Source organism: Singulisphaera sp. GP187, assembly GCF_900129635.1.
In the GTDB taxonomy this organism is placed as follows: Bacteria; Planctomycetota; Planctomycetia; order Isosphaerales; family Isosphaeraceae; genus Singulisphaera.
Map to the genome: position 1 here is coordinate 485,775 of NZ_FSRB01000001.1, position 23,924 is coordinate 509,698.

Sequence of the window (23,924 nt, forward strand, 5' to 3'; positions counted from 1 at the left end):
TCGCTGGTCATGCCGAACGACGATCCCGTGGGTTCGAGACTCAATGCCGACCGGAGGGACCTGCTCGACCTGAGCCTGCGAAACCCGTTGCTGAACTATCGCCCGCGCTTGCGCGGGTTGGAGATCGTCGGGGAGTCGTCGCCGGACGTGTTTCGGATCCTCGTGCGCGAAGGGCGGACCATGACCTTCCTGCACGACCCGTCCGCCCCCGAAGATCCCGATCCGGCCCAGGAGCACGAGCAGGAACAGGAGTCGAAGCCCCCCGAGGCGCACCTCGCGTCCGAGCCCGTTCCTGAGCCGCCTGGGGAACTTACCCCTGAACCGGCCCAGGAGCCAAGTCGCGACCTGCGACTCATGACGCCTGCCGATGAGCCGGTCGTTCCGACGGAGCCCGAGGCACCAGCCTCCGAGCCATCCACCGATCTTGTCATCGAGCCGAGCCCGGATTTGTCCTCCGAACCGGCTCCGGTGCTCGCTCCGACCTTCCTGCCCACGTCGACGACCGACCTCAAGCTACAGACGGCCTTGTCGGCGCCTCGGCTGGAGTCGCGTCTGCTGGCCATCTATTTGGCGGCCCGAACCTCGATTGAAGAGCAGGGGGTCAACACGCTCTTCCTCGCCCAGGGGATGCTTTCCTGGTACGAGTCCGACGCTCCTCAGAAGCGGCTGAACGCCCCGCTGATCTTGGTCCCCGTCGAGTTGGCAAGGACCAGCGCCCGCGAACGATTCCGGCTTCGCCACGACGGCGAGGACCTGGGCGTGAATCTCTCGCTGGCGGAACGGCTCAAGGCCGAGTTCCAAATCGTTCTGCCCGCGATGCCCGACGCCGATGACCTCGATGTGGCCGCCTACTTCAGTGCCGTGGCCGAGGCCGTGCAGGATCGGCCGAAATGGGCGGTCCAACCCGAGGTGATCGCCCTCGGCTTCTTCTCGTTCGGCAAGTTCCTGATGTATCTGGACCTCGACGAGCAGAGCTGGCCCGAAGAGGCCAGGCCCGCCGGGCACCCGATCCTCAAAGCCCTGCTGGGCGACGGGTTCCAGGAACCGGCGGCGGAGGTCGGTGAGGACGAGTCGATCGATCGCTGGTTCGACCCCAGGGAAAACCGCCAGGTCGTCGACGCCGACAGCACGCAAATGCTCGCGCTCCTCGACGCCGATCGGGGTCGGAACCTGGTGATCCAAGGGCCGCCGGGGACCGGCAAGTCGCAGACGATCACGAACCTGATCGCCGAGGCGGCCGGCAAGGGGAAAAAAGTCTTGTTCGTGGCCGAGAAGATGGCCGCGCTCGAGGTGGTCAAGAGGCGGCTCGACGCGGCCGGGCTCGGCGGGGCCTGCCTCGAACTCCACAGCCACAAGACCAAGAAAAAAGGGGTGCTCGACGAGCTGCGGCGGACCTTGGAGTTGACCCGCCCGCGGCTCGGCCCGATCGATGACGACCTGCGGATGTTGACGGAGGTGCGCGACCGCCTCAACGCGTACAGCGAGGCGGTCAATACGCCGATCGCCGCCAGCGGCGTCACACCCCACGAGGCGTTCGGGGAATTCTTGAACCTGCGCGACGGCTCGACGCCGGCCGCGGTTACGGTCGCGCCGCCACGTCCCGACCTGCCGGCGATGCTCACCTGGACCGGCTTCGACTTCAAACGCCGGCTCGATCTCGTCGAGCAACTGCAAGCGCGACTCGCCCAGGCCGGCGTCCCGCGCGACCACCCGTTCTTCGGCAGTCGTCGTACGATGCTCCTGGCGAGCGAGGAGGAACAGCTCCGTGGCCTGATCGACCAGGCGCGGCGGACGACCGATCGCGTGCGTGATACCGCGATCCGGCTCGCCGGTCAGCTCGGCTTCGATCCCCCCGAAGGACCCGATCGGTTGGCGATCCTCCTCCGCGCCGCTCACTGGGCCGGCATGGAGGCGCTCCGGACCGGGGCCGACCTCCGAACCGAGGATTGGGGTTCGAGAACCCGGGAAACCGAAGAGCTCCTCAAGGACGGCCAGGCCCTGGCCGACCTCCACCAGCGCCACGATGAATCGGTCATCCCCGAGGCCTGGGACCAGGACCTTCTCGAAACCCGCCATGACCTGAACGTCTCGGGACGGCGTTGGTGGCGTTTCGTCTCGCCAACGTATTGGCGTGCCAAGCGTCGCGTGGCCATGCTCTGCCGCCGAACGCCACCGCGCGGGCTTGAGGAGCAACTCGCCTTGATCGACGCGATCATGGCCGCGCGGCGGTATCGCGAGACCGTCCGCCGCCATGAGGGGCTAGCCGCTCGCCTGTTCGGACCCCAGTGGCGCGGAGAACGCTCGAACTGGGCAGACTTGGCGACGGTCGCCCGTACGATTGTCGAGCTCCATGCCGATGTGCGCGAGGGGCTGGTCCCGTCCACCGTCGTCGACCTGCTGGCGACTCGGCCGAACTTGCAAGGTCTGCAAGCCCTAACTTCCGCCGTCGAGGAGGCGCTCACGGCCCGGCACGCGGCGCTCCAATCGCTCTTCACGTTCCTTGACTTTGATGAGACGACCCGGTTCGGGCCGGGCGGATACGACCGCCTTGGACTCCAAGATCAGTCCGCGTTGCTGGCGCTCTGGGCGTCCCGGACGAGCGACCTTCGCGGGCTCGCCGCCTGGAACTTTCAGGTGAACGGATGCAGGAATGAGGGGCTGGACGACGTGGTGGCCCTGGCAGACTGGTGGCCCGAGGCCCGGCTGCATCTGGCACCGACGTTCCGCCGCTGGTGGTACGAGGGTTTGCTGGAACAGGCGTACCGCGAGCGGCCTCCCCTCGCCGGTTTCGAGGGGACGAGCCAGGATCAGGCCGTGGCCAAGTTCCGCGAGTTGGACCGGCTGGCCCTGCGCCACGCCCAGGCCCGCCTGGCCCACGACCACTGGCAAGGGCTGCCGCGGAAAGGCGGAGGGGGACAGCTCGCCGTGCTCCGCCGTGAGTTCGAGAAGAAATCACGTCATATTCCCGTTCGCCAACTGATGGTTCGCGCCGGGAATGCGGTGCAGGCGATCAAGCCCGTCTTCATGATGAGCCCGATGTCGGTCGCCTCGTACCTGCCCCCGGGGGCGCTTCAGTTCGACCTGGTCGTGTTCGACGAGGCCAGCCAGGTCCGGCCCGTCGACGCCCTCGGCGCCTTGTTGCGCGGTCGGAATGCGGTCGTCGTCGGCGATAGCCGGCAGCTTCCCCCGACCAACTTCTTCGACCGGCTCACGGGAGGGACCGATGACGGCGAGGATGACGAGGCCTTGCACGACGTGGAGAGTATCCTCGGTCTCTTCGTCTCGCAGGGTGCTCCCCAGCGCATGCTTCGCTGGCACTACCGAAGCCGGCACGAGTCGCTGATCGCCGTCTCCAACCACGAGTTCTACGACAACCGCCTCGTCGTCTTTCCCAGCCCCGACGCCGGGCGCAGCGAGTCGGGCCTGGTCTTCCGCCACCTGCCGCAAACCCACTACGACCGGGGCCGAACCCGCACCAACCCCGGCGAGGCCGAGGAAGTGGCGCGGGCCGTTCTTGCGTTTGCACGCGACCAACTGGCTCGCCCTGAATCGAGTCGACAGACGCTCGGAGTGGCGGCGTTCAGCGTGTCGCAGATGCAGGCGATCATCGATCAGTTGGAACGTCTGCGCCGTGAAGAGCCAGCATGTGAAGAATTCTTTGCGACAGGGACCGTGGAACCCTTTTTCGTCAAGAACCTTGAGAACGTTCAAGGGGACGAGCGTGACGTCATCTTCATCAGCGTCGGCTACGGCCGGACGGCCGATGGCAACCTGGCAATGAACTTCGGGCCGCTGAACAACGAGGGGGGTGAGCGCCGGTTGAACGTGCTGATCACCCGCGCCCGGCGGCGTTGCGAGGTCTTCACCAACCTGACGGCCGGTGATATCGACCTCGCCCGCACCAGCGCCCGCGGGGTCCAGGCTTTGAAGGCCTTTTTCACGTACGCACAGACCGGCATGCTCGAGTCGGTCGAAGCGACCGGAGCCGAGTCCGCTTCCTCGTTTGAGCGGACGGTGCAAGGGGCGCTGACGGCTGCCGGGCATCGCGTGCGGGAGCGGATCGGCAGCTCGGGATTCCGGCTCGAGATGGGGGTCGTCGACCCGGATCGACCGAGTCACTACCAACTCGGGATCGAATGCGACGGCCCGGTCTACCAGAGTGCTCGATCGGCCCGCGACCGTGACCGGCTGCGCCAGCAGGTGCTCGAGAACCTGGGGTGGAAACTCCACCGGATCTGGAGCACCGAGTGGTTCCGTGACCCCGAGGGCGAGCTGAGCAAGGCCTGTTCCGCCATCAATGCCGCCCAGACCCCGCCGGTGGTTGAAACGCCCGGTCCCGAGTCTCCGCCCCAGGAAGCGTCGTCCGAGCCGAAGGAGGCCGACGACCCGATCGATGGGGAGCTGATCGTCGATTCCGCCGCGATCCCGGCCTATCAGCTCGCCGCTCTGGACGTCAAGCTCGGCGGACAAGAACTTCATGAAGTGCCTCCGCGTCGGATGGCTTCATGGGTTATCAAGGTGGTTCAGGCCGAAGGGCCGATCCTCGCTTCGGAGGCCACGCGACGGCTCGCCGACGCGGCCGGCGTCAAACGGATCGGCACCCGGATCCAGGCGGCCTTTGACCTCGCGCTTGACTTGTCGATTCGCCAAGGCAGTCTCCGACGCGAGGGCGATTTCCTCTGGTCGGCCGAAATGAACCTGCCGCCGTTACGTGATCGAAGCGGTTTGCCCACGGCGGCGCGCAAGCTGGATCTCATCGCGCCGGAAGAGATCGGGGGTGCGGTCGAACGCGTGGTGGCCGAAGCCCTCGGCATGGAACCCACGGAGGTCGCATCCGCCGCCTGCCGGCTGCTCGGCTTTCCCCGGGTCAGCGACGAGATGCGCCAGCGAATTGATGCCATCGTCGAGGACCTGGTCCGACAGAATCGCCTCATCAAACGCGGAGACCATCTGTTGCCTCCGGACCCGGCCTAGGGAATGAATTTGTTTCCCCTCCCCCCCCCCCTGGGACCGCGGGCGTCCCGCCCGCTCTTGAATTTTTATTTAAAAAAATGAAATGAAATGAAATGAAATTGAATGGAATTGCGGGCGGGTCGCCCGCGGTCCCAGGGGGGAGGGGAGGAGGAGGAGCGTGGACATCATGCAGAGATTCGCTCAAGTGATCTTGTTTGCGATGGTCGTTCTGGCGGGCGTCCCCGAACCGGCCGAGGCGGCAGCCGATGCCGGCCGGCCCAATGTGCTCCTGATCCTGGCCGACGACCTGGGCTATGGCGACCTCTCGAGCTTTGGCGCGGCCGACCTGAAAACGCCGAACATTGATGCGCTGGTGGCGGCCGGCGTGCGGTTCGATCGGTTCTATGCGAATTCCCCGGTCTGTTCTCCGACCCGGGCGGCCCTGCTGACCGGGCGCTATCCCGACCTGGTGGGTGTGCCGGGCGTCATCCGCACCCACCCCGAGGACAGTTGGGGGGCGCTTTCGCCTCAGGCCGTATTGCTGCCGCAGGTCCTCAAAGGGGCCGGCTATCGCACGGCGCTTGTCGGTAAGTGGCATCTGGGGCTGGGGGCCTCGAGTCTGCCCAACCGGCGCGGGTTCGACCGGTTTCACGGGTTCCTGGGCGACATGATGGATGATTACCACAACCATCGCCGCCATGGAATCAACTACATGCGTCAGGACGACCGGGAGATCGATCCGGCGGGGCATGCCACCGACCTCTTTTCCCAGTGGGCGATTGATTTTTTGAACGAATGCAAGGGCATGGATCATCCCTTCTTCCTCGAACTGGCCTACAACGCTCCGCATACGCCGGTGCAGCCGCCCCAGGAGTGGTTCGCCAAGGTGCGCCAGCGAGCGCCGGGGCTTGACCCGAAGCGGGCCAGGCTGGTGGCCCTGATCGAGCATCTCGATCACGGGATCGGCCAGGTGCTCGCCGCCTTGCACGCAAACGGACAGGCGGAGCGGACGCTGATCCTGTTCACGAGCGACAACGGCGGGCAACTCGACGCCGGCGCCCACTGTGGTCCGTTTCGAGGCGGCAAACAAGATATGTACGAAGGGGGCATTCGCGTGCCGTTGTGCGCGGTCTGGCCGGGCCGGATCGCGCCCGGCACGCGGAGCGATCGCGTCGCGGTGACGATGGACCTGTTCCCGACCATCTGCGAGGCGGCCGGCGCTCGGTTCGAGCATCCGATTGACGGCGTCTCGTTACTCTCAACCTTCCTGGGCCACAAGGGACCCGGCGGGCCGCCGGTCGAACGTGACCTCATCTTCGTGCGCCGCGAGGGAGGGATGAAGTACCACGGGCAAGATTACTACGCGGTGCGCCGAGGGGAGTGGAAGCTGGTCCAGAACAGCCCGTTCGAGCCGTTTCAGCTCTTCCACCTCGGACAAGACCCGCGGGAAGAGCACGATCGATCGGCTGGGGAACGCGCGGTCGTCCTCGCCCTCAGCGACGTGCTGAGACGCCACGTCCAGCGTGCCGGGACCGTGCCCTGGCAGCCGCCCGAACGAGCGGGGGCGGACCACGGGTTGAAACCGGCCGCCGCGAACCATGAGCCGGCCCCTCGGTAATGGTTTGCGGGCTCGGGTGCCCGGGACGGGGCGATTGCTTGGTCGGCGCCTGCGGGTTAACCTCGACGGACAGTCGCGACCGGGACGCCGACGACGTCGAGATCCATTTTTTCCTGACCCGCTCTTTGCTGATGAATCAGAAGAGCCGGACGCCTTCGTGCGAGGTCGATTCCATGAGTCTGCATCCCGCCACGCGGTCTGACCAATCCCTCCTTCCTGGTCGAGTCGCCTGGATTGGTCTCGCCTGGATCCTGGCCCTCACCGGTTCGGTCGCGATCGCCCAGGATCGCGCCGATCTCGTGATCGCGGACTTCGAAGGAGAAACGTATGGCGCCTGGACGACCACCGGGACGGCGTTTGGCTCCGGCCCCGCGCGGGGGACGCTCCCGGGCCAGATGAGCGTCAGCGGGTTTCAAGGAACCAGGCTGGTCAACTCGTTCCACGGGGGCGACGCGAGTACCGGCACGCTCACCTCGCCTTCGTTTGTGATCCAACGCCCGTTTCTGAACTTCCTGATCGGTGGCGGCAAGTATCCTGGCCGGACGGCTTTGGAATTGGTCGTCGCCGACGCGGTGGTCCGGAGCGAGACCGGCCCGAACGACATCCCGGGGGGGACCGAGCGACTCGATTGGGCGGCGTGGGATGTGTCCGAATTCATCGGCAAGTCGGCCGTGGTTCGGATCGTCGACCAGCATCAAGGGGGCTGGGGCCACATCAACGTCGATCAGATTGTTCAGAGCCACCGCAAGCAAGGGGTGGAACCGGTGACTCGGGAGCTGGTCGTGAATGCCCGCTACCTCCACTTGCCCGTGCAACGCGATGCGCCCGTGCGAAAGCTCAAGGTTAGCGCCGATGGCCAGACCGTCCGCGAGTTCGATATCCGCTTGGCTGAAGCGCGGGCCGACTTCCTGGTCTTCGACGACGTCCATGCGCTCCGTGGCAAGACGCTGACGATCGAGGCCGTGCTCCCCTCCGAAGCCAAGAGCCTCGAGAAAATCGTCCAGGCGGATGAGCTTCCGGACGCCCCATCACTCTATCGCGAGGCCGATCGCCCGCAGTTTCACTTCAGCTCGCGGCGGGGGTGGCTGAACGATCCCAACGGCCTGCTCTGGTATGAGGGGGAGTACCACCTGTTCTATCAGCACAATCCTTATGGGTGGGACTGGGGCAACATGCACTGGGGCCATGCAGTCAGCCCCGACCTGCTCCATTGGAAGGAACTGCCGATTGCGCTCTCGCCTCGGAAATACGGGGATTGGTGCTTCTCGGGCAGCGGAGTGGTCGACCGGAAAAACAGCTCTGGGTTTGGCTCCGCCGCCGCCCCGCCGCTGGTGGCGGCCTATACGAGCACGGGGCGGGGTGAGTGTATGATCTTTAGCAACGACCGTGGGCGAACCTCGACCGAGTATGCGAAGAACCCGGTCGTCAAGCATCAGGGCCGGGACCCTCGCTTGTTGTTCCACGAGCCGACGAACCGCTGGGTGATGGCCGTCTACGATGAGGCCGACGGCAAACAAGCGATCGCGTTCCACTCCTCGGCCGACCTCAAGGAGTGGACTTATGAGTCGCGAATCGATGGTTTTTATGAATGCCCCGACCTCTTCGAACTGCCAGTGACCGGCGGAGCCGACGGCGCGTCGCGCTGGGTGCTCTACGGCGCGGACGGAGCGTATATGCTCGGCCAGTTCGACGGCCATCGATTCAAGCCGGATTCGCCCAAGCTCCGGACCTGGTATGGCGACTTTTATGCGGCGCAGACCTTCAGCGATACCCCCGACCAGCGTCGGATCCAGATCGGCTGGGGCCGCGAGATTTCCTTCCCCGCCATGCCGTTCAACCAGCAGATGGCGATCCCCGCCGAGCTGAGCTTGCGGACAACCGACGAGGGAATCCGGATGTTCGCCCGCCCGGTAGCCGAGCTCGCCTCGCTCCATACCAAACATCATGCTTGGCGCGACCTCGGCGCGTCGGAGCTCGCCCGTGACCCGCTCGCCGCAGTGACCGCTGAGCTCCTCGAAATCAAGGTGGAGGCCGAGGTCGGTCCCACCAGCAAGCTGACGCTGCGAGTGCGTGGGGTGCCGGTCGTGTACGACGCCGGCAAGAACAGGCTCTCCTGCGGCAAGCATTCCGCCCCCTTGACGTCGAACAAGGGCACCGTGAGGCTTCAGATCCTGGTCGATCGCGGCTCGATCGAAGTCTTTGGCAACGACGGCCAGGTTGCGATTTCCCTGGGCGTGATTCCGGCCAAAGGGGTGCAGCCGCTCTCCGCCTCGACCGATGGAGAGCCGCCCCGGATTCGCCTGCTGGAGGTCGATGAGCTGGGCTCAACCTGGCGTTGATTGATGCCCTCGGCATTTCTCCTCCAAGGGAACGCCAAGCGGCGAATCGCCCAGCTTTACAGGATGGGAGGGGCGTGTTACGCTCGCCCATGCGAGCATGAGAGTTTGGCCCGTTGCGATCCGGCCAAACGGATCGAGGTTTCCGTGGGATGACGCCTTTGATCGGTCTTGGATTCTGACGTGTCGAACGATGTTCGGCCTCCATGTCTCGGTGCGAAACGAGCCAGTATCCACCGCGTGACTCTCTTGTCGGGTAGGCACGGCCCACCAATTCCCGGATGATGGGTCGTGCCCACCCGACAAGAGACATCAAAGCAAGGCCCAGGCTCGCGTCGCTCTGCCCGATTGGAATGGTGGACCGTAACCCTCGTTACGAAGAGAATGTCTCGAGGTAGAGACCTTAGTCTTAGTAGACAACTCCCCTGTACCGGCGAGATTCCGTCACTGATCCAGACGAAGGCAACGTCCCATGAGCAACCAGGCCGCCGTCCACTCGATCGAGGCGTTGAAGGACCTGCGGGTCGCCCTGGCTTTGTTCTCGGAGGATGCGTTGAGTGCCTTGGGCGCCGTCGAGATGGAGGCGCGGCGGACGGTCCAGTGGTTGCAGCATGACCGGCGGATGTACTGGCAGGACCAGCTCAAGCGGCGCCGGGAGCAAGTGGCCTCGGCCCAGGCCGAACTGTTTCGGCGGCAACTGGGCAAGCGGCCCGACTCGTCACCGTCGTGCGGCGAGCAAAAGGAACTCCTGAGAAGAGCCGAAGCGAGCCTGCACGACGCGGAAATGCGGTCGGCGATGGTGAAGAAGTGGGACACAGCCTTGCAGCAGGCTGTGTTCGAGTACCACGGGAGCATCCGCCGGATCAAGGATCTCTCGAGCGGCGACGTCCCGCGAGCCATGCTCAAGCTGGAACGGATGGTCGACGCCCTTGAAGCCTATCTCCGCGTGACCCCGCCGTCGGGCCGGGGCGAGGCCTCGGCCTCGCCGCTCGAGTCGATCGCGAACACGATTCTCGACGAGGAGCCAGAGCCAGAGCCGGAGCCCGTGCCAACCGCCGAGGAGCCGGGTCCAATTCCGACACCGACACCTGCGGCGGAACACGATGAAGCTAAGCCGTCGCATTGATTCGACGGTCCTCAAACCACTTCGATCGAGGCAGAGACGCATGGCCAACGCGAACGTCATGGCCGGTTCCCATCGGCTGAAACACGCGATCAAGACGCTTCAAGAACACTGGCTGGCCACCGAATCGACCTGGAACGACTCGGTCCGGCGCAAGTTCGAGGAGCGTCACCTCATGCCGCTCGACCCGGCCGTCGACGCCGCCTTGATCGGGATGCAGAAGCTCGCCGAGATCCTCGACCACGTTCGTCGCGATTGTTCCGACCGGAGCGAGATGCTGTGAGTGCGACGCCCCCGATCACCGAGCCCGTTCTCCCCGGCCCTGTCACTGACCCTCGCTCCGAGCCGGCGATCATCGAGCGTGAGCGCGAGACGCTGCAAGAGCTGCTCCGACTCATTTCTGAGCGGGCTTCGGCGGAGACGTCGGTGACGTCTCGTTATGCGTCGACCGCCACGGCCGCCGAGCAGGGTTATCAGACCTCGAAACAGGATCAGGCCGATCGGTATACGACGCGGACGGTAGAGGATCGCAAGCTTGACGAAGAGCGGCGCCGGGCGATCGTCGATGCCGCTGTCACGGGAGAGAACGAGGCGAAGTCCGAGTTCGCCAAGTCGAGCCGACGGATCGCCGCGGACTACGAAGGCTCTCGCGAACGGGCCAAGCAGGTCGCTCACCGCGGCAAGGCCGAAGCGGCCGCCGCGTACGATAAGGGGGAACGCGAGTCGCTGGCCAAGTACACCGAGGCGATCCGGCCGATCGACCAGGCGATGAAGCGGCTCGAGTCGATGCGCGAGCGACTCGGGGTCGTGTTCGAGCACTATCGCAAGTTCGGTCTGGCCGAACCGCCGACGACGTCGTCCCGGCAACGTTACGATTTTGAAGATCCGACCGGCCCGCTCTTCGATGGCCTGACGAGGGTCGAGCCCGACCTGGCACTGCTGGAAGCCCTCTATCTCCCGAGGATGCTCAAGGGAAATCGTTATCTCTGGATGTACTTGGTTTTGTTCCTGATCCTGATCGTTCCGGCGGCGAAGCTTTCGGATCCGGCGACGGGGTTTGGGGTGGCCGTCGTGAGCGCGGCAGTGATCGGGTATTTACTTCGCGGCCGGATCTATGCGCTGGCATGGCAGCAAGTCAGCCGTCTCTACTACCCGGTTTTCCAGTCGTTGGTTGACACCGAGGCGATGGCCAACCACTTCCGATCGCTGGCCGCCGAGCGGCTCAAATCCGACCGCGCTCAGACCACCGTGCGACGACAGAATGACCTGCAACAGGTGAAGCTCGCCGAAGCGAAGTCGATCGCCGAAGGCGAAACGATGCGTGATGATCGGCTGCGGCGGATCAACGAGGTCTTTGCGCAGCGGATGGTCGAAATCCAGACGACCCAGCAAACCGACATGCGCGCGGCGATCGCCTCGTACGAGCGCCGCCAGGTCGACGTTCGGACTTCGTACGAGGCGAACACCCAGAAGCTCGACGAGAAATTTGCCGACCTCAAGGCCAAGATCAAGGTTCAGCACGAAACCGCCTGGAACGAACTGGCCAAGCGCTGGCGCACCGGGGTCGAGCAGGTGGTTTCGACCCTGGACGAGATTAACCGCGAGGTCGACGGGTACGGGCCGCGGTGGGATGACCCCGCCTGGAGCGACCACCCCACGCCGCGCCTGGTCCCGCCGGTGGTTCGGATCGGCGACGTCCGGGTCGAGCTCGAGGGAATCCCGAACGGGATTGCCGCCGACCCCCGGTTGATGGACGGGATTCCTCGAGGCTTCACGATCCCCGCGCTCCTGCCATTCCCGAGCCAGATGAACCTCCTGGTGGACGCTCCCGGAGCGGGCAAGGGGAGGGCGACCGAGGTCCTCCAGGCGGCGATGTTGAGGCTGTTGACGAGCCTTCCTCCCGGCCAGGTTCGCTTCACGATCGTCGATCCGATCGGGATTGGCCGTGGCTTTGGTGCGTTCATGCACCTGGCCGACTTCGATGAGGCGCTGGTCACCAGCCAGGTCTGGACCGAGCCTCGGCAGATCGAGGAGCGGCTGGCCGACCTCTCTGCGCACATGGAGAAAGTGACCCAGAAATACTTGCGCAATGAATATGCAACGATCGAAGAATACAACGCCGTTGCGGAGGAAGTCGCGGAACCCTACCGCGTCCTGGTCGTCGCCGACTTTCCGGCCGGTTTCGACGACAAGTCCGCGGCACGTCTGGCCAGCATCGCGGCCTCCGGTGTTCCTTGCGGGGTCTTGACCCTGGTCGTTGTCGACCGGGACCGTCCGCTGCCGACCGGGTTCTCGCTCGACGACCTCCGCCGCAGTGCGGTCATCCTCTCCTGGGAAGAGGGGCGGCTTGTCTGGGACGACCCGGGTTTCTCCCGTTATCCGTTGCACCTCGATCCCCCCGCGCCAGCCGAGTTCGCCACCCGCCTGATCGTCAAAACCGGCGCCGCCGCCCGGGACGCGCGACGCGTCGAGGTCCCGTTCGAATTCATCAGCCCTCCGGCCGAGCTCTGGTGGACCAAGGACAGCCGCGCCGGGATCGATATCCCGCTTGGCAAGGCAGGCGCCACGAAGCGACAACACCTGACACTGGGGCAAGGGACCTCCCAGCACGTCCTGCTCGCCGGACGAACCGGCTCGGGGAAATCGACGCTGTTGCATGCCTTGATCACGAACCTGGCGCTCAACTACAGCCCCGACGAGATCGACCTCTATTTGATCGACTTCAAAAAGGGGGTTGAGTTCAAGGTCTACGCCACTCAGGAGCTTCCGCACGCGAGCGTCGTGGCGATCGAGAGTGAGCGTGAGTTCGGGATCAGCGTGTTGCAGCGGCTCGACACTGCCATGCGAGAGCGGGCCGACCTGTTCCGCGACGCCGGCGTTCAAGACCTGAACGGCTACCGCAATGCACCCGGGACGCCTCCACTGCCGCGGATCCTCTTGATTGTGGATGAGTTCCAGGAGTTCTTCGTCGAGGAGGACAAGCTCGCGCAAGAGGCCGCACTCCTGCTCGACCGGCTGGTTCGTCAAGGGCGGGCGTTCGGCGTCCACGTTCATCTCGGCTCGCAGTCGCTGGGGGGGGCTTATGCCCTGGCGCGGACGACACTTGGCCAGATGGCGGTTCGGATTGCCTTGCAGTGCAGCGACTCGGACGCCGCGTTGATCCTGAGCGAACAGAACCCGGCCGCTCACTTGCTGTCACGCCCCGGCGAGGCGGTCTATAACGACGCGAACGGGTTGGTTGAAGGGAACCACTTTTTCCAGGTGGTCTGGCTCTCCGACGAGCGCCGCGAGGCGTATTTGAAGCAGATTCGCGCGCTGGCCCGCGAGCGCAAGCCGGTCCTCGCGCGGACTCCCTTGGTGTTCGAAGGGGACGCCCAGGCCGATCTGGCGCGGAACCCGCTTCTCAAGGCGCGGCTCGCCCCGGCGACCTGGCCTGCCACGCCCCGCTCGGCGCTCGCCTGGCTGGGCGACCCGATCGCGATCAAGGATCCGACCTCGGCCCTGTTCCGCCGCCAAGGGGGAAACCACCTCTTAATTGTCGGCCAGAATGACGAGTCGGCACTTGGCATCATGTGCTCAGCGCTCGTGAGTCTCGCCGCTCAGTATCCGCCCCCCGACTCGGTCTCGGGGTCGGAGTCGGACACCACGCGCTCGGGCGCGCGGTTCTACGTGCTCGACGGCACTCCCGAGGACCAGAGTGAGGCGGGCCTTCTCACCCGGGTGGCCGGGGTCATCCCCCAGCCCGTCCTGGCCGGCGGCTGGCGCGACGCCGGTCGGATTGTCGCCGAGGTGGCCAGGGAGGTCGAACGGCGTCAGCAACCCGACGCCCCCGATGGCCCCGAGCTCTTCCTCCTGGTCCACGACTTGCCCCGGTTCCGCGACCTCCGCAAACGCGAGAACGACTACGGCTTCTCCCGGCGCGACGAAGAGGCGAGCCCCTCCGACCACTTCGCCACCATCGTGCGCGAAGGCCCGAGCCTGGGTGTTCATGTTCTCACCTGGTGCGACAACCTGAACAACCTGAACCGCTATTTCGATCACCAGTTGCTGCGTGAGTTCGAGCTCCGCGTCCTCTTCCAGATGAGCCCGAACGATTCCGGTCACCTGCTCGACGCCCCCCACGCCAGCCGCCTCGGCCCCCATCGCGCCCTCTTCTCCAGCGAAGAGCAGAACCGGCTCGAGAAGTTCCGCCCCTACGGTCTGCCTGGCGAAGATTGGCTCGCCCAGGTGCGAATGCAACTCCAGAAGCGAGCCGCGGCGGTCAACGGTGAGAAATCGTCTGAAAATTCGATCATCTGAGTGAGGCTTGGGTGCCACGGGTTGTACCCAACCCGTGAGTCCGAAGCCGAGGCTGTCGCAAGGAAACCGGGTCGTCTGTCTGCCCCGGAGGCCGAAATTCGCGGGAGAAACTCGTTCCCACGCTCCGCGTGGGAATGCCGTCTTGGCCGCTCTGCGGCCCCACCCGCTCGGGAAGACGACGCGGAGCGTCGCGGACGGCATTCCCACGCAGAGCGTGGGAACGAGATCCCAGTATCCTTGCTACAGTCTCCAAAAACCTGGGCAATCGCTCACGGGTTGAGTCCAACACGTAGTAGCCAGTGAGCTGTGTGTCTCCGCGTTAACATGTCAGAATGGCAAAGATAACCGAGGCTGACGGCTCAGGGGGTTCCAGATCTACTTCGCTCCGTCCGAAGCGTCGGCCTTTTTGAGGTGAGCGTCGAACCAGTCGACGAACAGATTCACGTCGTTGAGGATGCTGAGCCAGCCGTGGCCGGCTCCTTCCTTGATGATGAGTTTGGTCTCGACGCCTGCCTTCTTGAGCGCTTCGGCCATGGTTTGCGCTTGTTGGACCGGGACGACCGGGTCGGCGTCGCCATGGATCATCAAGGTCGGCGGGTCATCGGGCGTGACGTGGTCGATCGGAGAGATTTTGTGGGCGATCTGGCGGAGCTTCTCGGGGTCGGTGATCGGCACCCAGAGGGCGGTCTTTTCGTCGCGTTCGCGGTGGTCGAAGGCCGGGCGGTAGCGCGGGTCATGATCGGTGGCGTGGATCATTTCCTTGCCGGTCTTGCCCCAGTTCAAGAGGTCGGTGGGCGGGAAGAAGCAGGCGACCGCCTGAACCCGGCTCGACTCGCGATCGACCGGGTCCTTGGCTTGCGGATCCCCTTGGCTGCCGGCGGTTCCCAGCATGAGGGAAAGGTGGCCTCCGGCCGAGGCGCCCGTGACGCCGATCCGGTTGGCGTCGATCTTGTAGTCGGCGGCGTGATGGCGGATGAAGCGGACGGCCCGGTTCATGTCCTCAACGATCTCGGGGACGGTGTACCGCGGTTGGCTGCCGTGGACCACGGTAAAGACCGTGTAGCCCCGGTTGATCAGCGGAAGGACCAGCGACGGGTTGATCGACTCGTGTGACGAGAAGAAGCCGCCGCTGACGGCCAGGACGATCGCCGCGCCGTTGGCTTCACGCTTCGGCGTGAACCGGTCCAAGGTCAGCGCTGTGCCGAACTTGCGTCCATAGATGATATCTTCCTGATGAGTGTACGGGAGTTCGTCTCCCCTCGTGGCGGCCGGAGCGATCATGGCCAAGGGGGCGATCAGGGCGAACGGCAGGAGGAAGCGATAACGGTGCATGAATGCGTTCCTGAAGGAAAAAAAGGAGGGTTCGACGTCCGGCCAGGTTCTCAGGGCCGGGTCGATTCGAGGTAGCGGCACAGGGTTTTGACGTTTTTGATGAACAGGCTTGTGTCGATCTGTCGTCGGCTGGGGTGGTCGGCGGGTTGGGTTTTGAGCCGCCCCTCGGTCGACCAGAGGCCACGCGCGTCGAGAGCCTTGACGATCGCTTCCACCTGTTCCGAAGCCGGCTTGCTCGACCGCGATGGTGATCGAGGTTTGGCCGACCCAGGCGTCGGCTTCTCTGAGCCCTGGGTGCGAAGCGCTTCATACCTTTTGCCAAGAGAATCGAGGTCGTCGCCGACCTTGAACCCGTAGTGGGTTGGCATGTCGGCATCGCTCTCGGTCAGTTGATAGTCCTTGGTGAAGTAGAGCGGCGTATTCGTTTTGAGCTCGTAGAACCGGGCCATTCGACCGTCGGGCAGTCGCGACTTACGGAGGTAGGCGAGGGCCCGCGGGATCGGTTCGAGATACTTCGCGTCGCCGGTCGCTCGGTACAGTTCGAGGAGCGTCCGAATGGCCGACTGGGATTCGAGGCCGGTGATTGCCGGGGGCTCGAACTTGCGGGCCCAGGCTGGGTGCATGTCGGCGTCGTACTGTTGGGCCCAGGCGGGTTGCGGTTCGGGCATCTGAGCCAGGAGGAAGAAGTCGCCCCCGTGCTTGGCCGAGGCTTCGTACTTCGGGTTCGCGTAGACCTTCGACGCCTCGAGCATCACGTCGATCGTGTCTGAGATCGCGTTGTCATTGAGCGTGTAGAAGGTTTTGTAGTCCTTGCCCGGGTAGGTTCTCGACCATGACTCGGGGTAGCTTGCCTTCTTGACCGGGAACGGGGCGGGGTCGAGCGGGTTGGTAAACCGTTGGGGCCACGCGCCGTTGGGGTACTGGATCTCGATCAGCCGGCTCAGCGCATATTCGACGGCTTCATGGATCGCCTGGTCGCGGAATTCGAGGGCCTGGTCGACGCGCATCAAGAGTCGAACGGCTTCCTGAGTCGTATTGTCGTCCAGGGTCGAGACATTCTGTTTTCCCCCCGGCCCGGGATCGACCCGGTAGGCGTATCGGGCTCGCAGCTTCGGGTCGAACTCGATGAGATAGTCCCAACCGCCCGATCGGAGCTGCCCCTTGACGAGCGCCCTGGCGACCTCGCGGGCCGCGTCGCGATAGAAGGGGTCCTTGGTCGCCGCAAACGCATGCAAGTAGGCGAGCCCCACCGAGGGCGTACCCGGCGGCTGGACCCAGACCATCGTCGCGGTGGCCGGCCGTTCCCCCTCACGGTAGGACAGGTCTGCGGTGTAGCGCCAGAGGTAGCCCCCTTCGGCGGCGACCTCCGTGCGGAAACCGTCCGTCGCCCGCCGCAACGCTTCCGTGACCCGTGCGCGGAGGGGCGGTTCGGCCGCCTTGAGAAAGCCCAGTGGCCCGAGCAAACTACCGAGGCCCAGGACCAAGGTAAAAGCCCCGGTTCGCGTCATCCTGGATCCTCGACTTTCTCGACAAAAAATCTCATGGATAATTCAGGAAATCAATGTGTGTTCGCTTGGAGGATAAGCATGGTTCGAGGCGACGAACCTGCCGTCGCGATCTTATTATCAACGACTCGATCCAGGGTAGGAAGCCGCTTGCGACTCGTTCTCACAGTCCCCTGTGGGAATGAAGTCTGGGACCCTCTGCGTCCTCGGCTTTCGAGGACCAGACGACGCGGAGCATCGGGGACGGCATTCCCACGGAGGACCGGACCGTGGGAACGAGGGGGATCCTTAGCTCTTTGGCGGGTCGTTGTTGTTTAACAACGCCTCGGTTGCTGATTGCGGTCGGCCTTTTCTGCCGATAGCATCGGGTAAACCCTTCCTGGCACGGAGACTCTGCGCATGGCCAATCAGCTAAATCGTCGTGATCTCTTCCGTCGGATGGCCGCGACCTCCGCGGCACTGGCCGCGAGCGGCTTGCCGGCCTGGGCGGCCCCGAAGTCGGCCAATGAGAAGCTCAACATCGGGATCATTGGCACGTCCGGGCGTGCCCTGGGGAATATCGACGGGGTGAAGGGGGAGAATATCGTCGCCGTCTGCGACATTGACGACCTCCTGCTCGGCCGCGCCAGTGACCAGTTCTCGGCCGCCAAGACTTACGTCGACTTCCGCAAGTTGCTCGAAGAGCAGCGCGACCTCGACGCGGTCGTCATCAGCACGGCCGATCACACCCACATCCCGGCCGCCGTGATGGCCATGCGGCTTGGCAAGCACGTCTATTGCGAGAAGCCGCTCAGCCATTTCGTGTCGGAGGCTCGGCTCGCCGCCAAGGTGGCGGCCGAGACCAAGGTCGCGACCCAGATGGGGACGCAGATCCACGCGACCGACAACTACCGCCGGGTCGTCGAACTCGTGCGTTCCGGGGCGATCGGCCCGATCAGCGAGTGCCACGTCTGGTGCGGGAAGACCTGGTCGGGAGGGGAACGGCCGAAGGACACTCCGCCGGTTCCCAAGAACATCCACTGGGACCTCTGGCTCGGTGCGGCTCCCGAACGACCGTACCACCCGACCTATCAGCCCGCGAATTGGCGGCGGTGGTGGGACTTCGGCAGCGGCACGCTCGGGGACATGGCCTGCCACTTGATGGACTTGCCGTTCTGGGCACTCGACCTGCGGCATCCCACCTCGGTGGAGTCAGCGGGACCGCCGGTCCACCCCGAGACCACGCCCCACTGGATGGTCGTCAAGTACGAGTTCCCCGCCCGAGGCGATGCGCCTCCAATCAAGCTGAACTGGTACGACGGCGAGAAGCGGCCCCCTCTCCTCGCGGAAGCGAAGTTGCCTGCCTGGGACATGGGCGTCCTGTTCGTGGGTAAGAAGGGGATGCTCATGGCCGACTACGGTCAACGGCTGCTCTTCCCCAAAGATGATTTCCGCGATTTCAAAGCCCCGGAGCCGACCATCGCGGCGTCGACCGGACACCACGCTGAGTGGATCACCGCGTGCAAGACGGGGAGCCCGACCACCTGCAACTTTGATTACTCCGGAGCGCTGACGGAGTCGGTCCTGCTGGGCAACGTCGCCTATCGCCTCGGCCAGAAGATCGAGTGGGACGCCGTCAACCTGAAGGCGACCAACTGTCCCAACGCCGATGCGTACCTCCAGCGCGAGTACCGTAAGGGTTGGGCACTGTCATAACTGTGTTCCTGTGAAAAAATGAACTTGTGCAGAGATCGGACTCTCATGATCGAACGACTTCGCTCGCTCGCGTTCCTGACAATTTTCGGTACGGCGGGAGCGGCGACCGCGGCCGGTCTGGAGCCGATCCAGTACAATAACCCAGGCCTGGTGGTCGACCTTGGCGTCGGCCTCTGGGCCTGGCCCTTGCCCATGGACTATGACCGGGACGGCGACCTTGACCTGCTCGTCTCCTGCCCCGACGTCCCGTTCAATGGGCTCTATTTTTTCGAGAACCCGGGGGGCGATCCGAAGGCCCCCGTGTTCAAGCCGCCGGTGCGACTGGGGCCGGCCCACAGGAACATTCAGCCCTCGTACGTCGATGGCGAGGTCCGGCTCTTGACGCCTGCGCAGGAACTCGTCGACTTTCGGGGGGGCCAGGCCGCGAAGCTCAATCGCGTCTACCCGCAAGAGAATGTTCACGACCCCAAGGCGAAGCTCCGGGCCAATCAGTGGAAGTACGCCGATTTTGATGGGGACGAGAAGCTCGACCTGATTGTGGGAGTGGAGGACTGGAGCGAGTACGGTTGGGATGACACGTTCGATGCACGCGGGCGCTGGATGCGCGGGCCGTTGCACGGGGTGGTTTACTGGCTCCGGAACCAGGGGACCAACGCCAAGCCCGAATACGCCAAGCCCGTGAAGGTCGAGGCCGGGGGCCGGCCGATCGACACGTTCGGCATGCCATCCCCCAACCTGGCCGACTTCGATGGGGACGGCGACCTCGACCTCATTTGCGGTGAGTTCGTCGACGGCCTGACCTACTTCGAGAATACCGGAACGAGGCAAGCCCCGGTCTACGCCAGGGGCCGCCGCCTGGTCGACGGCCAGGACAAGCCAATTCTCATGAACCTCGAGATGATCGTGCCGGTCGCGATCGACTGGGACAAGGACGGCGACGTTGACCTGGTCGTCGGCGATGAGGACGGCCGGGTCGCCCTGATCGAGCACACGGGGAAGGTCGTTGCCGGCTTGCCTCGGTTCCAGACCCCGGCCTACTTTCGCCAACAGGCTGCCGACCTCAAGTTCGGCGCCCTGGTTACCCCTTGCAGCGTGGATTGGGACGGCGACGGCGATGAGGACCTGGTCTGCGGCAATTCGTCGGGCGTGATCGGCCTGATCGAGAACCTCGATGGTGGCAACCCTCCGCGCTGGGCGGCCCCGCGTCTCCTGGAAGCCGCCGGCGCTCCGATCCGGATCATGGCCGGTCCGAACGGCTCAATCCAAGGCCCGTGCGAAGCCAAGTGGGGGTATACGACCCTGAGCGTGGCCGACTGGGATCGCGACGGCCAGCCTGATCTCATCGTCAACTCGATCTGGGGCAAGGTCATCTGGTATCGCAACGCTGGTACTCGCTCCAAGCCGGTCCTCGAAGCGGCCCGGCCCATCGAGGTCGAATGGCCTGGCACCCCAGTCAAACCGGAATGGACCTGGTGGGAGCCGGCGGGCAAGGCGCTCGCCACCCAGTGGCGGACGACCCCCGTGGTGGTCGACTGGACTCAGGATGGACTGCCGGACCTTGTCATGCTCGACCACGAGGGATACCTGGCGCTCTTCGAACGCGTCGAGCAGGGCGGTGCCTTGAAGCTGCTTCCTCCACGGCGTGTGTTCCGCATTGACTCGGCGTCAGAGTTCGATGCCAATCATAAGCCGACGAACGAAACGGGTGGATTGCTCCGGCTCAACGCGGGCAAGGCTGGCAAGAGCGGCCGACGGAAGCTCTGCGTGACGGATTGGGACGGCGACGGCCAACTCGATTTGCTGGTCAATACCCGCAACGTCGACGTCTTACGCAACACCGGGACGACCGATGGTCAGACCAATTTCGTTGGCCTCGGCGCGCTCGACGGCCGTGTTTTGGCGGGTCATGACACGAGCCCGACGGTCGTCGACTGGAACCGTGACAAGGTCCCCGACCTGCTCGTCGGCGCCGAGGACGGGCGGTTCTATTACCTCAAGAACCCTCGGACCCGCTGAACTTCACTCGCGAGCCGCTTCCGCCTGAATTGCTTCCCCCTGGGACCGCGGGCGTCCCGCCCGCTCTTGTATTTGAATGGAATCGAATTGAAGAGCGAGCGGGTCGCCCGCGGTCCCAGGGAAAGAAAGAACGCTGGCCGGCTTTTGGTTCGCAAGTCTGTTCAATGACTCGAGAACCAAGAGAAAGGCCCCGGTTGCAACGCAACCGGGGCCTTTCTCTTGTTGAGAGTCCCTGATGTCTGCAAAGGATTCGGTTTACAGATCACCTCAAGGGCTCACTTCGCCGCTCGGCTCTCAGCCTTGACGGATCCCCCTTGATCGGCTCGACCGGCTTGGCGGAACATCTCGCTGTTGCGATCGCCCCGTGAGAGGAGGTAGGAGGTCAGGTCGAGGACTTCGTCCTGGTTGAGCGTGTTGAACAGGCCCTCGGGCATCATGGACACGGGGGACGGCTTCATTTCTTCGATCTTGGTGCGGTCGACGTTCACCAGGCCGTTGGGGTCGAGCATATTGACGTTGATCGTCAGGTGGTCGCCGTTGAGGTTGACGATCCGGCCGGTGATGATGTCACCGTTGACCGTGGCGATGGTCACGGCCTCGTACTGGTCGCTGACCGTTTTGCTCGGCTGAACGATCGACTCGAGGAGGTCGCGGGCGCTGAATCGGCCGGAGGCGCCGGTCAGGTCGGGGCCGAACGAGCCCCCTTCGTTGTTGTAGCGATGGCATGAGGCGCACTGGGCGGCGCCGAAGAGGAGGCGGCCGCGATCGAAGTTGCGGCCTTTCAGGCCCTTATCCACGATCGGAACCAGTTCATCGAGGGTCCAGGCCTTCACGAACGGCCGGGGCGGACCGGCCGCGACGATGGCTTTCGGCGGGGGCGGCTCGGCGAGCAGCGATCCCAGCGCGGACTTTTCGGCGTCGTTGAGCGTGGCGATTGCGTCGTTGCGAATGATCTTGAGGAACCCGCGGAAGCTGTTCCCTCCCCGGTAGCCGTTCGCTTGCCCCAGCCATTCGAAGTAGGCCTTGCGGAGCTCAGGCGTCCAGCCGGTCTTGAGCACGCGGAGGGAGCGGGCGTATTCCAACTGCTCCTCCTGGGTGGGAGACTGCTGGAGCAAGGCGACCGTCTTGGCGGCGGCGTAGGGGGCTTCGAGGAAGACGACGATGGACGCCAGCTCGGCGTTGATGGCGGGGCCGCTGCCCGGGTAGATCGTGTCGAAGAAGGCGGTCAGGCGGGAGACGGTCGCGGCATCGGGGCGACCGAGACGATTGAGGACGACTTCGTAGACGCGGAGCAGGTCGAGCTTTTGAGCGTCGGAGAGCTTGGTCCAGGTCAGTCGGTTGAGCGACTCGAGGATTCGCCCTTGGAGCGCGGGATCGGGCTTGGCGTCGGTCGGCTTGCGGTGGAACGGGTCGTTGGCGCTGACCCTGGTGAGGGCCAGGAGGGCGGAGAGAGAGGCTTGCGGATCCTGCTCGGCCAGGGCGCGGTCGCGCCAGGTGTCGGGGTCTTGGTGCTCGATCGCGACCCGGGCGGCCCAGCGGATGAAGCGGTCGGGGCTGCCCAGGTGGGGCCAGGCGGTGTCGACGGCTTTCGGGTCGCGGTGGCCGTGGAATGCTTCAAGTTGGCGGCGAAGGGTGCGGGCTTCGGAGCCGGCGTCGATAGTCCCGGTGATGGCGGGGTTCGTCGGCTCATCGCCGGTGTAGGTGACGCGGTAGAGGCCCGACTGGGTCTTCCGGCCGCCCACGGCGAAGTACATGGCGCCGTCTTTGGGGTTGATGACGAGGTCGGTCAAGGCGAGCGGGGTGCCGGAGATGAATTCCTCGAGCTCACCCGTGAACGAGGCTCCATCGGGCTTGAGGTGCACGGCGTAGAGTTTGCCGTAGCTCCAGTCGCAAATGAAGTAGGCCTGCTGATACTTCGACGGGAACTTCGCTCCGTAGCCGAAGACGACGCCCGTGGGCGAGCCAGGGCCGATGTTCACCACGGCCCCGAGGCTATCCGGGTAGTAGGCGGGCCACTTGCCGGCTCCGTTCCGCCAGCCGAACTCCGCGCCACTGACGACGTGGTTGACCCGGGTGGGGCGATACCAGGGCGTGTTCATATCCCATTCCATGTCGGCGTCGTAGGCGAACAGCTCCCCTTCATGGTTGTAGGCGGCGTCGAATTCGTTGCGGAAGCCGTTGGCGATCAGCTCCCACTTCTTGCCGTCGGGATCGGTCTGGTAGATGCAGCCGCCGGGGGCGAGGGTGTCGCGCATGAAGCCGTTGCCGTCGGGCATGCGCGGGAGCAGGTGGTCTTCACCCCAGATCCGCGGCACGCGCGACTCATCCACGGCGATCGGCTTGGTGGCGTTGCCGCAGACGATCGTGAGCGACTTACCGCCCGGGCTGAGCAGGACCGCGTGTGGGCCGTGCTCCCCCCCGCCATCGATCTGGCGGAGCAGTTCGACCTTGTCGAGCTGGTCGTCGTTGTTGGTGTCGGTGACCCGGTAGAGTCCGCTCTTGAACTTGCCGCCGGTGTTCACGACGACGTAGAGGCTGTCGAACGCCCAGAGCAACCCCTGCGCTTCGCCGATCTCGACGGCGATTGGCTCGACCTTGAGGTCTTCGGCCTTGCCGTCGATCGCCGGGAGCGAGACCCGGTAGAGCTTGCCGTACTGGTCCGAGACGATGAGCCGGCCTTTCGGGTCGGTCGTCATGTTGACCCACGACCCTTGCTCGTCTTTGGGGACCGAGTAGAGGAGGTCGACTTGAAAGCCCTTGAGCGGCTTGAGCCGTTCGGCCGGTGTGGCGGAGGCGCGACTGGGGCGGTCGGCCGCCCAGGTGGCTGTCGAGCACGTGGCGAACAGCGCGATGGCCAGCGCCGTACGCGTCAAAGAGCGATGCATCGTGGTCGGACCCTATCGAAGTGGCCCCCGGCCCGCTCGGCCGGGAAAGAGAGGAACCGGCCGACGATTCGGCCGGCTCGAGATGGTTCCGGAGAGACGAGAACGCGGACCGAGGACCCCAGATGGCGGGGCCGGACGGTCCGCGTGGCGATTCGCGCGGAT

11 protein-coding genes are annotated in these 23,924 nt (G+C 64.9%); 8 read left to right on the forward strand and 3 right to left on the reverse strand.

Features of this window, described 5'->3' with window-relative positions:
• The first annotated feature begins 9 nt into the window (after positions 1-9).
• The 6 genes from BUS42_RS02050 to BUS42_RS02075 all read left to right on the forward strand — a co-directional run bounded on the left by BUS42_RS02050 (position 10) and on the right by BUS42_RS02075 (position 14,329).
• Complete coding sequence (locus BUS42_RS02050) at positions 10-4,974, forward strand: DUF3320 domain-containing protein (protein WP_074310580.1); 4,965 nt, start codon at positions 10-12, stop codon at positions 4,972-4,974.
• A gap of 166 nt (positions 4,975-5,140) precedes the next feature.
• Complete coding sequence (locus BUS42_RS02055) at positions 5,141-6,571, forward strand: sulfatase family protein (protein WP_074304828.1); 1,431 nt, start codon at positions 5,141-5,143, stop codon at positions 6,569-6,571.
• A gap of 173 nt (positions 6,572-6,744) precedes the next feature.
• A complete protein-coding gene (locus tag BUS42_RS02060) occupies positions 6,745-8,910 on the forward strand; it encodes a glycoside hydrolase family 32 protein (protein WP_074310582.1) in 2,166 nt (721 codons plus the stop codon).
• Positions 8,911-9,379: 469 nt separating this feature from the next.
• Positions 9,380-10,033: a hypothetical protein gene (locus BUS42_RS02065; protein WP_254053249.1), complete on the forward strand. Its 654-nt coding sequence runs from the start codon at positions 9,380-9,382 to the stop codon at positions 10,031-10,033.
• A gap of 40 nt (positions 10,034-10,073) precedes the next feature.
• Positions 10,074-10,313, forward strand: coding sequence for a hypothetical protein (locus BUS42_RS02070; RefSeq protein WP_074304830.1), 240 nt, complete (start codon positions 10,074-10,076; stop codon positions 10,311-10,313).
• On the forward strand, positions 10,310-14,329 hold the full coding sequence (locus BUS42_RS02075; protein ID WP_074304832.1) for an FtsK/SpoIIIE domain-containing protein: 4,020 nt from the start codon (positions 10,310-10,312) through the stop codon (positions 14,327-14,329). The genes BUS42_RS02070 and BUS42_RS02075 overlap by 4 nt, the downstream gene beginning before the upstream one ends.
• A gap of 375 nt (positions 14,330-14,704) precedes the next feature.
• Here BUS42_RS02075 and BUS42_RS02080 read toward each other — a convergent pair whose 3' ends face one another.
• Complete coding sequence (locus BUS42_RS02080) at positions 14,705-15,661, reverse strand: alpha/beta hydrolase (protein WP_074304834.1); 957 nt, start codon at positions 15,659-15,661, stop codon at positions 14,705-14,707.
• Between the two features lie 50 nt (positions 15,662-15,711).
• Positions 15,712-17,169, reverse strand: a complete 1,458-nt coding sequence (locus BUS42_RS02085) for a pectate lyase (protein WP_083670025.1) — start codon at positions 17,167-17,169, stop codon at positions 15,712-15,714.
• Between the two features lie 396 nt (positions 17,170-17,565).
• On the opposite strand from BUS42_RS02085, the gene BUS42_RS02090 reads away from it, so the two are divergent.
• On the forward strand, positions 17,566-18,861 hold the full coding sequence (locus BUS42_RS02090) for a Gfo/Idh/MocA family protein (RefSeq protein WP_074304836.1): 1,296 nt from the start codon (positions 17,566-17,568) through the stop codon (positions 18,859-18,861).
• A 45-nt stretch (positions 18,862-18,906) separates the two neighbouring features.
• Positions 18,907-20,877, forward strand: coding sequence for an FG-GAP repeat domain-containing protein (locus BUS42_RS02095; RefSeq protein ID WP_074304838.1), 1,971 nt, complete (start codon positions 18,907-18,909; stop codon positions 20,875-20,877).
• A 275-nt stretch (positions 20,878-21,152) separates the two neighbouring features.
• Here BUS42_RS02095 and BUS42_RS02100 read toward each other — a convergent pair whose 3' ends face one another.
• On the reverse strand, positions 21,153-23,762 hold the full coding sequence (locus BUS42_RS02100) for a c-type cytochrome (protein ID WP_074304840.1): 2,610 nt from the start codon (positions 23,760-23,762) through the stop codon (positions 21,153-21,155).
• Positions 23,763-23,924 lie beyond the last annotated feature (162 nt).

Excerpts from the sequence above, each read along its gene's own strand:
- BUS42_RS02080 (WP_074304834.1), bottom strand. The coding sequence starts at position 15,661 with ATGCACCGTTATCGCTTCCTCCTGCCGTTCGCCCTGATCGCCCCCTTG.
- BUS42_RS02100 (WP_074304840.1), bottom strand. The coding sequence starts at position 23,762 with ATGCATCGCTCTTTGACGCGTACGGCGCTGGCCATCGCGCTGTTCGCC.
- BUS42_RS02090 (WP_074304836.1), top strand. The coding sequence starts at position 17,566 with ATGGCCAATCAGCTAAATCGTCGTGATCTCTTCCGTCGGATGGCCGCG.
- BUS42_RS02065 (WP_254053249.1), top strand. The coding sequence starts at position 9,380 with ATGAGCAACCAGGCCGCCGTCCACTCGATCGAGGCGTTGAAGGACCTG.
- BUS42_RS02060 (WP_074310582.1), top strand. The coding sequence starts at position 6,745 with ATGAGTCTGCATCCCGCCACGCGGTCTGACCAATCCCTCCTTCCTGGT.
- BUS42_RS02050 (WP_074310580.1), top strand. The coding sequence starts at position 10 with ATGCCGAACGACGATCCCGTGGGTTCGAGACTCAATGCCGACCGGAGG.
- BUS42_RS02055 (WP_074304828.1), top strand. The coding sequence starts at position 5,141 with ATGCAGAGATTCGCTCAAGTGATCTTGTTTGCGATGGTCGTTCTGGCG.
- BUS42_RS02095 (WP_074304838.1), top strand. The coding sequence starts at position 18,907 with ATGATCGAACGACTTCGCTCGCTCGCGTTCCTGACAATTTTCGGTACG.
- BUS42_RS02070 (WP_074304830.1), top strand. The coding sequence starts at position 10,074 with ATGGCCAACGCGAACGTCATGGCCGGTTCCCATCGGCTGAAACACGCG.
- BUS42_RS02085 (WP_083670025.1), bottom strand. The coding sequence starts at position 17,169 with ATGACGCGAACCGGGGCTTTTACCTTGGTCCTGGGCCTCGGTAGTTTG.